The organism is uncultured Aliiroseovarius sp., from assembly GCF_947497285.1.
Taxonomy (GTDB): Bacteria; Pseudomonadota; Alphaproteobacteria; order Rhodobacterales; family Rhodobacteraceae; genus Aliiroseovarius.
In genome coordinates this window covers 125,061-139,842 of the sequence record NZ_CANMFT010000007.1, presented here as the reverse complement: position 1 = coordinate 139,842, position 14,782 = coordinate 125,061, and the positions used below count along the sequence as shown (strand labels likewise).

General features: G+C 57.9%; 14 protein-coding genes. 10 read left to right on the top strand and 4 right to left on the bottom strand.

The features are described from left to right. Positions 1–81: 81 nt before the first annotated feature. Positions 82–774 (top strand): COQ9 family protein, encoded by a 693-nt coding sequence (locus tag Q0864_RS13165; protein WP_298570677.1) that lies wholly within the window; start codon positions 82–84, stop codon positions 772–774. After that, positions 767–1,753, top strand: coding sequence for an NAD(P)H-quinone oxidoreductase (locus Q0864_RS13160; RefSeq protein ID WP_298570675.1), 987 nt, complete (start codon positions 767–769; stop codon positions 1,751–1,753). Before Q0864_RS13165 ends, Q0864_RS13160 begins: the two co-directional genes overlap by 8 nt. A gap of 661 nt (positions 1,754–2,414) precedes the next feature. Here Q0864_RS13160 and Q0864_RS13155 read toward each other — a convergent pair. Then, positions 2,415–3,056 carry a ribonuclease T2 gene (locus tag Q0864_RS13155; protein WP_298570673.1) on the bottom strand — a complete coding sequence of 214 codons (642 nt, stop codon included), beginning with the start codon at positions 3,054–3,056 and terminating at the stop codon, positions 2,415–2,417. Between the two features lie 147 nt (positions 3,057–3,203). Here Q0864_RS13155 and Q0864_RS13150 point away from each other — a divergent pair, with 147 nt between their 5' ends. Together Q0864_RS13150 and Q0864_RS13145 are read left to right on the top strand one after the other, a co-directional pair. Beyond that, positions 3,204–3,965: a cell cycle transcriptional regulator TrcR gene (locus tag Q0864_RS13150; protein ID WP_298570671.1), complete on the top strand. Its 762-nt coding sequence runs from the start codon at positions 3,204–3,206 to the stop codon at positions 3,963–3,965. A 144-nt stretch (positions 3,966–4,109) separates the two neighbouring features. Further along, on the top strand, positions 4,110–6,329 hold the full coding sequence (locus Q0864_RS13145) for an ATP-binding protein (RefSeq protein ID WP_298570669.1): 2,220 nt from the start codon (positions 4,110–4,112) through the stop codon (positions 6,327–6,329). On the opposite strand, the gene yaaA is transcribed toward Q0864_RS13145, so the two are convergent. The 3 genes from yaaA to Q0864_RS13130 are packed head-to-tail and all read right to left on the bottom strand — an operon-like array spanning position 6,326 to position 9,482. Beyond that, on the bottom strand, positions 6,326–7,087 hold the full coding sequence (yaaA, locus tag Q0864_RS13140) for a peroxide stress protein YaaA (RefSeq protein ID WP_298570667.1): 762 nt from the start codon (positions 7,085–7,087) through the stop codon (positions 6,326–6,328). The genes Q0864_RS13145 and yaaA overlap by 4 nt on opposite strands. Position 7,088: 1 nt before the next feature. Continuing rightward, a complete protein-coding gene (recQ, locus tag Q0864_RS13135) occupies positions 7,089–9,134 on the bottom strand; it encodes a DNA helicase RecQ (RefSeq protein WP_298570665.1) in 2,046 nt (681 codons plus the stop codon). Positions 9,135–9,194: 60 nt separating this feature from the next. Continuing rightward, positions 9,195–9,482, bottom strand: a complete 288-nt coding sequence (locus Q0864_RS13130) for a YggT family protein (RefSeq protein WP_298570663.1) — start codon at positions 9,480–9,482, stop codon at positions 9,195–9,197. A gap of 126 nt (positions 9,483–9,608) precedes the next feature. Here Q0864_RS13130 and Q0864_RS13125 point away from each other — a divergent pair, with 126 nt between their 5' ends. The 6 genes from Q0864_RS13125 to arfB all read left to right on the top strand — a co-directional run bounded on the left by Q0864_RS13125 (position 9,609) and on the right by arfB (position 14,775). Beyond that, positions 9,609–10,139 carry an acyl-CoA thioesterase gene (locus Q0864_RS13125; protein ID WP_298570661.1) on the top strand — a complete coding sequence of 177 codons (531 nt, stop codon included), beginning with the start codon at positions 9,609–9,611 and terminating at the stop codon, positions 10,137–10,139. Positions 10,140–10,195: 56 nt separating this feature from the next. Further along, on the top strand, positions 10,196–11,560 hold the full coding sequence (locus Q0864_RS13120) for an MFS transporter (RefSeq protein WP_298570659.1): 1,365 nt from the start codon (positions 10,196–10,198) through the stop codon (positions 11,558–11,560). 14 nt (positions 11,561–11,574) lie between these two features. Beyond that, complete coding sequence (gene mepA / locus Q0864_RS13115; protein ID WP_298570859.1) at positions 11,575–12,465, top strand: penicillin-insensitive murein endopeptidase; 891 nt, start codon at positions 11,575–11,577, stop codon at positions 12,463–12,465. Continuing rightward, the gene (locus Q0864_RS13110; RefSeq protein ID WP_298570657.1) at positions 12,438–13,373 is read left to right on the top strand and encodes an esterase-like activity of phytase family protein; all 936 of its coding nucleotides are present in this window, start codon (positions 12,438–12,440) and stop codon (positions 13,371–13,373) included. Before mepA ends, Q0864_RS13110 begins: the two co-directional genes overlap by 28 nt. Positions 13,374–13,444: 71 nt before the next feature. Then, the gene (locus tag Q0864_RS13105) at positions 13,445–14,065 is read left to right on the top strand and encodes a queuosine precursor transporter (RefSeq protein ID WP_298570655.1); all 621 of its coding nucleotides are present in this window, start codon (positions 13,445–13,447) and stop codon (positions 14,063–14,065) included. A 290-nt stretch (positions 14,066–14,355) separates the two neighbouring features. Continuing rightward, the gene (arfB, locus tag Q0864_RS13100; protein WP_298570653.1) at positions 14,356–14,775 is read left to right on the top strand and encodes an alternative ribosome rescue aminoacyl-tRNA hydrolase ArfB; all 420 of its coding nucleotides are present in this window, start codon (positions 14,356–14,358) and stop codon (positions 14,773–14,775) included. Positions 14,776–14,782 lie beyond the last annotated feature (7 nt).

Here is a 14,782-nt window from a genome sequence, read left to right as displayed (position 1 = left end):
GTTTGCAGAATTGCAGGAAGCGCCCGTCTAGCAGCCCTTGCCGCTTTTGTCCAGTTCACCCTTATTTGCGAGGAACGCACCATGACCGACAAAGAAAAGATGCTCGAAGCCGCCATCGCGCATGTTCCGTTTGACGGGTGGAGCGACGCGACTCTGATCGCCGCCGCGCAGGATTGCGACATGTCCGAAGCCGACGCCCGCGCCATGTTTCCCCGCGGCGCACTGGATCTGGCGCTGGCCTATCACCGTAAGGGGGATGCCGACATGGTGGCCCGGCTGAATGCCGCGGATTTGGACGGTATGCGGTTTCGCGACCGGATCGCGGCGGGCGTGCGGTATCGGCTTGAGGTCGCGGACAAGGAGCTTGTGCGCAAAGGCATGGCGTTCTTCGCATTGCCGCAGAATGCAGGCGACGGTGCCGCCGCGCTATGGGCCACCTGTGGTCTGATCTGGGAGACATTGGGCGACAAATCGACCGACCTGAACTGGTACACGAAACGCGCCACGCTGTCGGCGGTCTATTCATCCGTCGTGCTGTTCTGGCTGGGTGATGAAAGCGAAGGGAACGAGGCGACATGGGCCTTTCTGGACCGCCGCATTGACGATGTGATGAAGATTGAGAAGATCAAGGGCCAGGCCCGCGACAGCGCGCTTTACAAGGCGTTCATGTCCGGGCCGGGCAAGATCCTTGACACGATCAAGGCGCCGGGGGGACCCAATCCGAATTACCCGGGACGTTGGGAACCGGAAGACACAGGGGCAAAGAATGACTGACACCATGCGCGCAATCGAGATCACGGAACCCGGCGGGCCCGAGGTTCTGCAATTGTCAGACCAGCCGATCCCGACACCCGGCCCCGGTGACATCTTGATCCGCGTGGCTTTTGCCGGCGTCAACCGCCCGGATGCGCTACAACGGGCAGGATCATACGCACCGCCCCCAACCGCCAGTCCCGTACCCGGCCTTGAAGCCTCGGGCGAGGTTGAGGCGGTGGGCGAAGGCGTGACCCAATGGGCCGTCGGCGACAAGGTCTGCGCCCTTCTGCCCGGCGGCGGCTATGCCGAATACGTCACCACCCCCGCCGCCCACGCCCTGCGCGTGCCCGACGGCATGGGCATGAAAGAGGCCGCCTGTCTGCCCGAAACCTTCTTCACGGTCTGGTCCAACGTGTTCATGCGCGGCGGGTTGCAGGCAGGCGAGCGTTTCCTTGTGCATGGCGGCAGTTCTGGCATCGGCACAACCGCGATCCAACTGGCCAACGCCTTTGGCGCGCGGGTGTTCACCACCGCAGGCTCGGACGAGAAATGCGCTGTCTGCCTCGATCTGGGAGCTGAACGCGCCATCAACTACAAGACCGAGGATTTCGTCGAGGTGATGAAGCATGAAGGCGGCCCCAACCTGATCCTCGACATGGTGGGTGGCGACTATATCGCGCGTAACATCAAATGTTTGGCGATTGAGGGTCGCATGGTCCACATCGCCTTCCTGTCCGGCCCGAAAGCCGAGATCAACTTCGCCATGATCATGGCCAAACGCCTGACCGTGACGGGGTCAACCCTGCGCCCTCAGTCCGATTTGGCGAAAGCGCGGATCGCCGAGGAGTTGGCCGAAAAGGTGTGGCCACTGCTTGACGCTGGCCGTGTAGCCCCGGTGATGGACCAAACCTTTCTACTGGAGGATGCCCACAAGGCTCATGCTCGGATGGAGACCAGCCAGCATATCGGGAAGATCGTGTTGGAGGTTGGGGCGTAAAGTTTGCGGCTGATATTTAATTATTCGAAAATGTCTTCTTGGCGGACTTAGCGCGCATTGGTCAACTCTTCTCCGATGGCCGCTTTTGGCCCTGGCCAAGACCGTCCATGAACTACCATCGCGAATGGCTTTGAGATGCATTGTTTGCGCGGCTATTGTGGCAGACTAAGTTGCACCAAGGAACGGTAAACCGAACCCGAGCCACGCAACAACGAGACCAATGGAAAGGCCCAAGGGAAGGCTTAGGCGTCTTCCAACTGGCTTGGGAGGTGGATTCCTAGCGGGCTTAACCCCACTAGGAAAGAACCTCTCAAAGACCACATCCATCCCTCGATCCAACAGCAATACACCGAGAAAGAGAACTGGAATGAGGATTGCTACGGGCCAAAACGCAGTTGTCATCAAGCCAATGAGCTTGTAGGCGGCCCAACCCAAAAGGATGCCGATAACCAGATTGACTGCTGAATTGAACCAGTCCCCAATATTCACGTTGTGCTCCCGTTCCAGTATATGTCCGCTCGGTATTAGCCGATTTTGCTGTTGTCTGGAAACCGCCATTCGCGCGCAATGCAGCATTTGTCGCTTTGGGCTCAAACTGACCTTACACGTCTTCCAACCTCAGGCGACATTTCTGTAACTCTCCCGGCGCAGGCGGGACTGGCTACCGCACCGGGTCCAACAACGCCTTCTGCGCCCTGCAATCCAGGCGGACATCTCGGGCGCAAATCCTCGGCTCCAGATCGCGGGTCAGGCACAGGCGGGCCTCTTGGATGCGGCCTTCGCGGCAGGTGATGGTCAGCATGTCGGAGTGCCAATCGGGATTGGCTTGCAGGAAGGCCTCTTCCACCACGGACGCTGGCAGACGAACGGGGTTGGTCAGTTTTCGCAGCACCTCGGGGCGATTCACCATGCCGTAGGCGCGCCGGACGAGGTCATAATACTCCTCGGCCTCCAGCCCCGCGCAAACGCCGTGTTTTTTCCATTGATACCAAGCCGCCCCACCGGCCCCGAAAATATCAGCCTGCGCATTGGTCAGGCCTCGCGATGGCGGGCGCTCGGATGTATGGCAATAGCTGGGCCAGCCTTGCTCATATTGCGGCCACAGACCATGCACGACCCAGCCAAGGTCTCGGCCCCGGTCACATTGTTCCGACCCGCGCTGATCGCCTTCGACGGCGCACCAATTTGGTGACCAGCTCAGCGACAGGACATAATAGTCAAAATCGCCCGCCTGCTCGCCATCAGCCCATACGCCCAGCGCAGATGCGAGCCATAGAATGCCACCAAAAAAGGCCTGCCGCATTTTGTCTTTCCTCTTTAACGCTTCCCCCTTATATAGGCCTCAAGTTCCCCGACAACGGAAACCGGCCTGACAAAGTCCACGCGACACAGGCAGCCCAGCCAGGGCGCGGGAAAGTTGTATCCGGGGTCATATCTAAGGAGTGTTCAGATGAGCAAACTGATCATGGCAAAAGCCACAGCCGTTTGGCTGGTGGACAACACAACACTAAGCTTCAAGCAGATCGCCGATTTCTGTGGCCTGCACGAGTTGGAAGTTCAGGGCATCGCCGATGGCGATGTGGCAACCGGGGTCAAAGGGTTTGATCCCGTGGCCAACAACCAACTGGATGCCAGCGAGATCGAGAAAGCCGAGAAAGACCCGCTGCACAAGTTGAAGCAAAAGTTCTATGCGGCTGCGACCGGCGAGGAAAAACGCCGTGGACCGCGCTATACTCCGCTGTCCAAGCGTCAGGACCGTCCGAACTCGATCCTGTGGCTGGTGAAGTTCCACCCCGAACTGGCCGATGCGCAAATCTCGAAACTGGTTGGCACCACCAAGCCGACCATCCAGTCGATCCGTGAGCGCACGCACTGGAACATCGGGAACATGGAGCCGATCGACCCGGTGGCATTGGGCTTGTGCAAGCAAAGCGAGCTGGACCTTGCGGTGCAGAAAGCCGCCGCCAAGAAAGCCAAGGAAGGCGGCGTGATGTCGGATGACGAGCGTCGCAAGCTGGTGTCGACCGAGCAAAGCCTTGGGATGGACACAGAGCCCAAGATCCCCAGCGCCATTGAAGGGCTTGAGACCTTCACCCTGTCGGGCGCGCCGGATGACGACAAAGAAGAGGCTCTGCCGGACGCAGAAAGCTTCTTCAACTTGCCGGACGCCGACGACAAGGATGCCGACGAAGACGAAGACAAAAAAGACTGATCCAGCGACGGATCCAGCAAAGCCCCGGTCTAGCGCCGGGGCTTTTTTGTTGGGCCGGCCCATTTCTGCTCTGCTGTTAAGACCCTGTTCACCCTGTTCCCTGATGCTGAGTCACATAGAACGTGGCGACTCGGAGAACCGGGGATGAAAATTGAAGATATCCTTGCCCAGGAAAGGCGCGCCAGAATGGCCGCTGAACAGCTTTTGGCCCAAAAACAGGCCGAGCTGAAGGATGCAAACCGAATGCTGTCCAGACATGCGTTAACGCTGTCTGACGAGATCATCGAGACCCGCGAGGTCGTCGAAGAGATCAAGGGGGAGAACTCCCAAGTTCGCGCCGATCTGGAAAAAGCGAACAAGGAAGTCGTGATTGCAAAGCGACGCTTGTGGGATTCGCTAGAAACCATCGAAGATGGTTTTGCTGTCTTCGATCAAAGCGATCGGATGATCGCCGCCAACAGCGCGTATCTGGAACCCTTCGACGGGCTAAAATGTGTGGCCCCCGGCATCCACTATCCCGAGATCCTGAACATCGTCACCGAAGAAGGTATTGTCGATATCGGCGACCTTCGCCCGCTGGCCTGGCGCGATATGATGCTGGATCGGTGGCGCGCGCCCAGCCGTGACCCCTTGGTGCTACGTCTTTGGGATGGCACCCATATCAAGTTGGTCGATCGTCGCTCACGCGATGGGGACATGGTAAGCCTTGGACTTAACATCACCGAAACCATCACCTATCAGACGGAACTGAAGCAGGCGCGTCATCGCGCCGAAGCCGCCAACCGTGCGAAATCAGCATTCCTTGCAAACATGAGCCACGAGATTCGAACGCCGATGAATGGTGTTGTGTCGATGGCTGAGCTTATGGCCGAAGGTGAGTTGAATGATGAACAGCGCCTCTACATAGAAACGATCCGGCAATCTGGCGAAGCACTTTTGACCATTATCAACGATGTGCTGGACTACTCCAAAATCGAGGCGGCGAAGCTGACCTTGCACACCGAACCGTTTGATCTGGAAAGAACCATTCTGGATGTGGTCACATTGCTTCTGCCTACCGTGCAGGAAAAAGCCATCCAGATCACGATCGATTTCGATCTGTTCCTGCCGACATTGTTTAAAGGCGATGTCGTTCGCATTCGACAAATTCTGACAAATCTGATCGGCAATGCCGTCAAGTTCACCTCTGAGGGGCATGTTCTGATCCGTGCGATCGGTCTTCCGCTGGAAAATAGCGACGAGCAGAAGGTTCACATCACGGTCGAAGACAGCGGCATCGGGATCGCGGAGGACATGAAAGACCACATTTTCGGTGAGTTCAATCAAGTCGAGGATGAACGCAACCGCAGATATGAAGGCACAGGGCTGGGCTTGGCGATTACCCAGCAACTCGTGAAGCTCATGGGCGGTGAAATCTGGGTGGAAAGCCGCCAAGGAGAAGGCTCCTGTTTCGGTTTTCACGTCACGCTTCCGGTCGAAGAACACGTCGATCCGCCCAAGCTGCCACAATCACCGGGCCGCGCCATTCTGATGATGCAAGACGGGCTTGATCAGCGCATTCTGGAAAAGCACCTCCAAGCCTGCGGATTCGAGGTCACATTGCTGGATCGCGCGGACAGCCTTCCCGCAAGCGTCGGTGAGGCCCATCTGATCATGGTGGACGAGCACACCTGCGCATCCGAAAAAAGTCATTCCGGCACATCGCTGATCGAGGCCCTCCAAAGCGCTGTTTCCGACGCCCCTGTTTTTCTTCTGGCCTCCCAACACAGTGCTTCCGCCCAAAATAGTGAAGATGCCGCCCACGCGACACGCGTTCTGCAGCTTCCCCTGATCCGAAGCACGATCTTTGACATGATCCGCCAGATTGACCCCCCAAAAGAGAGTGCTCGCGACGAGATCAGGATTAGCGACGACACAACTTCAGACGTAGAGACGGAAGAGCCTTCAGCAAACCGGCAGATGCGCATTCTTGCTGCGGAAGACAACAAGACCAACCAACTGGTGTTCTCGAAGCTGGTTAAAGCGCTCGATATAGACCTGCAGTTTGCCAACAATGGCCTTGAAGTGGTCGAAGCATTTCTGGAGTTCAAACCCGACCTTATTTTCATGGACATCTCGATGCCCGAGGTCGATGGAAAAGAAGCCACCCGACGCATTCGCGCCCTCGAAGAAGTTCAAGGCCTCGCTCCGACACGAATTGTCGCCCTGACGGCACACGCCATGACCGGAGACGCCGAGGAGATCTTAGCGTTCGGACTGGACGAACACCTGACAAAGCCGCTCAGAAAAGCCGAAATCATCGACCAGATTTTGGGCCATTGCCCCGATAATGCGCGGTGCCCGCTGCCAGAAGTTATGGCTTAGGTTTCGTCGCGCAGGAAAACCAGGTCATCACCATCGCTCATAGATGGCTGAAACTTGTAACCACCCAGATCGAACGATTTCAGGGTCTCGGGGTCCCGCACGCGATTTTGGACAATAAACCGCGCAAGCGCACCACGCGCTTTCTTGGCGAAGAAACTGACCACTTTCGGCTGGCCAGCCTTCATTTCAAGGAATTGTGGCGTGATGATCCGCAGGTCCAACGCGCGTCGGTCAACCGCCGAGAAATACTCCACCGATGCGCAGTTCACCAACAGGTCGCTACCCGTCGACTTCGCCCGCGCCATAAATTCACGCGAGATGCGATCGCCCCAGAACTCATACAGGTTCTTGCCGCGGGACGTCTTGATGCGCGTCCCCATCTCAAGCCGGTGCGGCGCGATCTGGTCCATGGGTCGCAGAACCCCATAGAGCCCCGACAAGATGCACAGGTGATCCTGCGCGTAACGCAATTCATCATCGTCAAGGCTTGCCGCATCCAAGCCTGCATAGGTATCGCCCGCGAACATCTCGATCGCTGGCTTTTCACCAGCACCCGTGCCGAATTCTGCAAATCTTGCGACATTCAACGCGCCCAATGCGGGCGAGATATGCATCAGCTTTTCCAGATCCTTGCTCTTCAAGCCACGCGCAGTTTCAGCAAGGGTATTTGCCTGATCCTGAAATACAGGTTGGGTTCCTTGCATTGACTTAGCATCCGTTTCATCCAGCCGTTTGGCCGGAGATACAACAACCAGCATATCAGTTTCCCTCGGTCAGAATTTCAAGAAAAGCAGGCCCGAACCGTTCTGACTTCGAGGCCGTCATACCAGACACGCGGGCAAGCTCGTCGATCGTGGCAGGTTTGCGTTCGGCAATATGGCGCAGCGTCGTTGCCGTCAGCGTCATGTATTTTCCTGCGCCATCCTCGCCTCGCGCAAGCTGTCCAGCTGTGGCTTGCAACATGTCAAAAAGGGTGCCTGCGGCGCGACCGGCAAGTTTGCGCCGCGCCGGATGCATGTCGGCCACAGCGCCTGCGATGACATCCAAAAACGCCCGCCCATAGCTTTCAAGCTTCTTCGCTCCGACACCGCCGATCCCGGCCATTTGGTCCAGATCCACTGGCCGCTTTTCGGCCATCTCGATCAATGTCTTGTCGTTGAAGACGACATAGGCCGGCACGCGTGCGGCCTCTGCCAGGGCGCGTCGCTTGGCCTTGAGGGCGGACAAGAGCGGCTCGTCTTCTTCGGACACCAACATTTTGGCAGCTGGTCGGTGCGCATGTGCCCTAAGGGTGTCGCGGCGCAGTTCAACCTGCGCCTCACCGCGCAAAACCGGGTGCGCCTTTTCCGTAATCCTCAGCGCCCCGTGACGTTCTGGGTCAGGACGCACAAGATCAAGACCCAGCATCTGCCTGAAAATGGCTTGCCACATGCGTTTGTCGTGGTCCTTGCCGACACCAAAAGTGGGCAGGCCATCATGGCCGCGGTCGCGAATGCGGTCCGTCAGGTTGCCACGCAGAACATCAATCAAGTGCCCCGACCCAAAGCTTTCACCGGTGCGAAGTATTGCTGACAAAGCCTTCATGACATCGACCGTTCCATCGAACAGATCTGGTGGCGTTGCACACAGGTCGCAATTCCCGCAGGGCTGCGTTGTTTCACCGAAATAGCCCAACAGTTGCTGGCGTCGGCACCCATGCGCTTCGGCCAGTCCCAACAGCGCGTTCAAACGCCCGTGGTCCGCCCCTCTACGCTCCGCCGGAGCAAGGCCTTCGTCAATTTGTGATCGCCGTAGTCGAATATCATCCGCGCCAAACAGCGTCATGGTTTCAGCAGGCGCCCCATCGCGTCCTGCCCGTCCAATCTCTTGATAATAAGCCTCGATTGACTTGGGCAGATCGGAATGAGCGACCCACCGGATATCTGGTTTGTCGACCCCCATGCCAAAGGCCACGGTCGCGACAACGATCAGCCCATCTTCTTGCTGAAACTGCCGTTCAACCTCGCGCCGGTCTTCGGGGTCCATACCACCGTGATAGTGCACCGCATCGTGACCAGTGTCACGCAGCGCCTTTGCCAGCGTTTCTGTGCGTGCGCGGGTCGCGGAGTAGACAATTCCCGACTGCCCTTTGCGTGCAGCGGCGAAAGCCAGGATCTGATTGCGCGGATTGTCCTTGGCAGAGAATGCCAGATGTATGTTGGGTCGATCAAATCCATGAAGAAAAGTGCGTGGCGTCGCCTCATCAAACAGTTTTTGGATGATTTCGGCACGGGTTTCTTCGTCTGCCGTCGCGGTGAAGGCGGCCAAGGGCACATCCAACGTGCGACGAAGCTCTCCGATCCGCAGATAGTCGGGGCGGAAATCGTGGCCCCACTGGCTGACGCAGTGAGCTTCATCCACGGCGATCATCGTGACGCCAGCATTGCGCAAAAGGTTCAGCGTGCCGCCGGACGCCAACCGCTCGGGCGCCATGTAGAGCAGCTTCAAATCACCACGCGACAGGGCATCAAACACCGCATCGGTTTCGTCCTGCGTGTTGCCAGAGGTCAGCGCGCCTGCCGTCACGCCCGCCGCCTGAAGCGCCCGTACCTGATCGCGCATCAGGGCAATCAAAGGCGAGATCACGACCGTTACACCATCGCGGATCAGGGCTGGCAGTTGAAAACACAGCGACTTGCCACCGCCTGTGGGCATGATGGCCAAGGTATTTTCACCACGGGTCACAGCCTCGACAATTTCGGCCTGTCCGGGGCGAAATTCATCGAAACCGAAAACGGATTTCAAAAGGTCCAGATCGCGGGGCATGATGTGCTGCTCGGTGTTTTGAGGCACAATCCCATGCGCGACCGCAAGGAACAAGGGGCTTTAGTAGAAGGCCTGCGCGTTGTTGATCAGAATAATCCGGATCGCATAAAGCGCAACCAGAGCGACCAACGGCGCCAGGTCAAGCCCCCCCATGTCCGGCAGGAAGGCCCGGATGCGGGAATAAACGGGCTCTAGCAAGCGGTTAAGGCCATACCAGATCTGCGCCACGATGTGTTGCCGCAGGTTCAGAACCTGAAAATTGATCAGCCAAGACATCACGATATGCGCGATCAGAATGAACCAGGCGATATCCACGATCAGCATCAGGATTTGAAACAGGGACTGCATGAAAGCTCCTTCTGGGTTGCCCGTTCCATCTAGGCAAGGTTGCCGCGCAGGGCAAGGGTGACGCGTGGTTCCGGTTGACGTTTCCAAGGACTGGCGGCAGGTCGGACACAACCTGAAGGAGCCATCATGTATCCGTTTATCCGCATGACCAAAGAGCTAATCAAGAACGCGCGGGTCGACAAGCTGCCTGTCACAGGAACCCATGTCAGCCATCACCGGTGCTGGCCGTGGGACATTGACCTGTGGCGCGAGTTGAACAACGGGCGGACCTTGACGCTTTATGATCTGGGGCGCATCCCGCTGGCCGGGCGCACAGGGCTTAGTCGGATGCTGATCAAGAACCGCTGGGGTTTGACCATGGCGGGCGCCTCTGTTCGATACCGCAAGCGTATCCGCACCTTCACGCGCGTCGAAATGCGCAGCCGGGTTGTCGGCTGGGATGACCGGTTCATCTATGTCGAACAAAGCATGTGGCTGGGAAAAGACTGCGCGAACCAGATCGTCTATCGGTCCGCAGTGACGGATCGCAATGGGATCGTTGCGACCGATCGCGTGATCGAGGCCCTCGGATATGAAGGTTCGCGCCCCGAAATGCCACCTTGGGTTCAGTCGTGGATCGATGCAGATGCCGTGCGCCCGTGGCCGCCCCATGAATGACACCACTTGCTCAGGCGTGGATTTCCCTATTTGATCACATCAAACAGGGAGCAGGCATGGCAGAGATAACAGCGCGCAAACGCATTTGGGGATGGTATTGGTTCGACTGGGCCAGCCAACCCTATCACACGCTGCTTCTAACCTTCATCTTCGGCCCGTTCTTTGCCGCCGTCGCCACTGAATTCTTCATGTCGCAAGGCCTGCCAGAGCTTGCAGCAGACGCCAAAGCCCAAAGCATTTGGTCATGGGGGCTGGCAGCCGCTGGGCTAATCGTCGGTTTCGGCGCACCGATCATGGGCGCATTGGCCGACACAGCGGGCCGCGTTCGGCCGTGGGTCGCTTTCTTTGGCATGCTCTATGTCATTGGTGCGGGGTCGCTTTGGTGGACGCAACCTGACGGCTCTAACATCTGGGCAATGATGGTTGCCTTCGGGGTTGGGTTCATCGGCGCTGAGTTTGCATTGGTGTTCACTAATTCGCAGCTTCCCAGCCTTGCCGACCAAAACGAGGTCGGAGAGATCTCGGGCTCTGGTTTCGCCTTTGGCTATGTGGGCGGCTTGGTCGCTTTGGCAATCATGTTGGTGCTGTTTGTCGAGCAGGCAAATGGCAAAACATTGATCGGACTGCCCCCAGGCCTGGGGCTTTTGGATGCAGACACACGAGAAGGCACACGCATCGTCGGACCGTTCGTCGCCCTGTGGTTCGTCGTGTTCATGATCCCCTATGCACTTTGGGTGAAAGATGTTCCCAAACCCGGCAGCAAACACAGTTTGAAAGGCGCCTTCGCGATTTTGGGTCGCACGATCCGCAGCCTAAGGCACAAGCGAAGCCTCGCTGCCTATCTTGGCAGCTCGATGTTCTACCGCGATGCGCTAAACGGCCTTTATGGGTTCGGCGGGGTCTATGCGAGCCTTGTGTTGAACTGGCCGATTATTCTGATTGGCGTCTTTGGCATCGTCTCGGGCATAGCGGCGGCGGCCTTCAGCTGGCTTGGTGGGCGGGTCGACGGAAAGCGCGGTCCGAAGCCCGTGATCATCGGCTCGGTATTGGTTCTTATGACCGTATGTTTGGTGATCGTGAACATGTCGCGAGACGCGTTTTTTGGAATTCCCTTGACCGCCGGTTCGAATTTGCCCGATATCCTCTTTTTCGGGTGCGGCATGTTGATTGGCGGCATGGGCGGCACATTGCAATCCGCCAGTCGCTCGATGATGGTGCGGCATGTGGATCTTGATGCACCCACCGAAAGCTTCGGTCTTTACGGGTTGTCCGGGCGCGCCACCGCTTTCATGGCACCGGCTCTGATCGCATGGTTCACGACAGTAACCGGCAGCGCGCGCCTTGGCGTGTCCCCGCTTATCGGATTATTTGCACTGGGACTTGTGCTGTTGATTTGGGTTAAACCACAAGGTGAGCGGTGAAAGGCAAAATGGACATGACCTCGAACTTCAGAAAATACCTGATCACATTTGTGGCGCTCGGACTGATCGCGCTGTTGGGAACGACCGGGACGGCACGTGCGGATCGTCCCGCAAAAGAGCTGTTCGGCGCGGCGCGGGAGGGATCAGCGCACAAACCGGCGGCCTTCGGATCCTACGCCAAAGGGTGTCTTGCAGGTGGCGAACAGCTGGCGGAAACCGGACCGACCTGGCAAGCTATGCGCCTGTCGCGCAATCGCAACTGGGGTCACCCAGACCTGATCGACTTTCTGAAAGATCTGTCACGCAAGGCCGCACGACAACCCGGATGGGATGGGCTCTATATCGGAGACCTTAGCCAGCCACGCGGTGGTCCGATGTTGAGCGGTCACAGATCACACCAGATCGGGTTGGATGCAGACATCTGGATGTTGCCACCAAGCCGACTGAACCTGTCCGTTGCAGACCGCGAAAACATCTCGTCGATCTCAATGCGGCGCGCAAAGGGGGCCTATGTCAACAAGGCATGGTCGCGCAGCCATCATGCCATCCTGAAAGCCGCGGCAAAGGACAGGCGTGTTGCACGTATCTTTGTCTTTCCCGGCGCCAAGGTGCAGATGTGCAAAAGCGAAAAAGGGGATCGCACATGGCTGCGTAAAATCCGGCCATGGTGGGGTCATCACTATCATTTCCATGTGCGGTTGAAATGCCCCAAGGGCCTGCGCGGGTGCGTTGACCAAGCGCCGCCGCCACCGGGCGACGGGTGTAAGGACGCCGAGAAATGGGTGCAGGATATTCTGCATCCAAAGCCGGCACCGCCCAAGCCGTCCAAGCCCGCCAAACCGCGTGGCCCCCTGACACTAAAGGATCTTCCCAAGCAATGCGGTTCCGTTCTGTCTTCGCGATAGGGGCGCTTGGCGCGCTGCTGTCGGTTGACCTTGGCGCGCAACCCGTGTCCGAGGCGAAACTTGTGTCAGCCACCAGGTGGCAAGGGCAGGGTGAAGATTTTGGGGGCTTTTCGGGCATTGAGGTCAACGCTGATGGCACCGGTTTTGTCGCCATCACTGACCGCGCCTATTTCGTGCAAGGTAAATTGACGCGCAAGGAAGGCGCCATCGTCGCGATTGAGGCCAGCCGCCCTCTGCCTCTCAGATCCGCGAAGAACCGACCGTTCAAACGATTCTGGACGGACAGCGAAGGGCTGGCTCTGGCACCTGACGGCCGCATGTTTGTCAGCTTCGAAGCCAAACACCGGTTGATGAGCTTCGAAGCCCCGCAAGAAAGCGGTAAGAGCCTTCCAAAGCACGCTGACTTCAAAGCTTTGCAAAACAACTCGGCGCTGGAAGCTTTGGCCATAGATGCAAGCGGCACCCTTTACACGATCCCCGAACGCAGTGGGCGCGAAACGACCCCGTTCCCTGTGTATCGCCTGCGCGCCGGCGCGACAGCTTGGGAAAAGCCGTTTTCGATCCCACGGTCTCCACCCTATTTGCCAGTTGGGGCCGACATTGGCCCGGACGGACGGCTATATCTGCTAGAGCGTCATCTTAGCAGCATCCTTGGCTTCACCAGCCGCGTGCGGAGGTTCGACCTTGGGCCTGACGGTCTGACAAACGAGGTCGAGCTATTGCGAAGCGCGGTCGGGGCACACGACAATCTTGAAGGATTGGCGGTCTGGCAAGACCAGGACGGGAACATGCGGCTGACCATGGTGTCCGACGACAACTTCAGGTTCTTTCAAGTGACCGAGATTGTGGAATATGTCGTGCCAAGCCGATCTTTCCGCAAAACCGAAAGCTTGAACAAGGGGCAATGATCCGCTAACAGCGGCGCGTCCCTGACGTTTGGGGCCAAGTCTCCGCAACCTTGTTAAAACGGACCAACCTAATGACCCGTATCCTTCCCGGCGTGATCGCCATGGCGACCATTGTCGTCGCCTCAAACATCCTTGTGCAGTTTCTATTTGGCCAATGGCTGACTTGGGGGGCGTTCACCTATCCCTTCGCGTTCCTTGTGACCGACATCACAAACCGCCTCTATGGCACAGGCGCCGCGCGGAAAGTCGTTTTTGCCGGCTTCGTCGTTGGCGTGATCTGCAGCTTCATCGGCACAAGGATCATCGGCGAGTTCGGACCGCTCGTGACCCTGCGCATCGCTATTGGGTCTGGGCTGGCCTTCTTGACCGCGCAACTCCTTGATGTTGCGATTTTCGACAGGTTACGCGCCGGAAAATGGTGGCGCGCACCTGTCGTCAGCACCCTTTTCGGAGGCTCACTGGACACGGCGATCTTCTTCACGATTGCCTTTTCAACCAGCCTGACATTTCTGGAGCCCGTCAATGATGTCAGTTGGGCCGGCGAGGTTCTGCCGCTTCTGGGTGCCGGTCCCGAAGTCCCACTTTGGGTGTCTTTAGCGGTTGCCGATTGGCTTGTAAAACTGTGTCTCGCGCTTGCGGCATTGATTCCGTTTCGCCTCATCGTTGGAAAACTTTCACAAAATACTGCGTGAAAAGTTTTGACAAACGCAAAATCTGTGGCAACCTCCTAGATATAGCAACAACGAGAAAGGAGGTGTCCATGTCAAGAGAGGCAACGGAGCGAGGTGCCGGGACAATCTAGGTCGCGACTTTCCGGGGCAGCCCCCGGCAGGACACGCGGGTCTTTTTTGGCTTCGGCCTAACCGGCCCCACCTCCTAAATTCTCGAAAGGGTCGTCCCAAAGCGGACGGCCCTTTTTCGTTCTTTTCTTTCTTTCAGATCAGGCATTCCCGTTTCGGATCCGAAACGCTAGGGTGCCGCCATGATCCGTGTGACTGACGATATCACCTTGCAAGACTGGGAACTGAGTGAAAGCTTTACGCGCAGCTCCGGGCCCGGGGGGCAAAACGTCAACAAGGTTGCAACTGCTGTTGAGCTGCGCTTTGAAGCAGCGCGATCGCCGCATTTGTCGCAACCGGTCAAGGCGCGGTTGAAACGGATTGCCGGGCGCAAATGGACCCAAGATGGTGCAATCGTGATCCGGGCTGAAGAAACGCGCAGTCAGGCGCGCAACCGCGAGATCGCACAGAACCGGTTGGTCGAGATGATCCAGCGCGCACTCGTCACACCCAAGCGCCGCATCGCGACCAAACCCACGCTTGGGTCAAAGAAACGCCGACTTGACACCAAAACACGTCGCGGTCAGGTCAAATCCCTTCGCGGCCCGGTCAGCGAAGACTGACCCACAT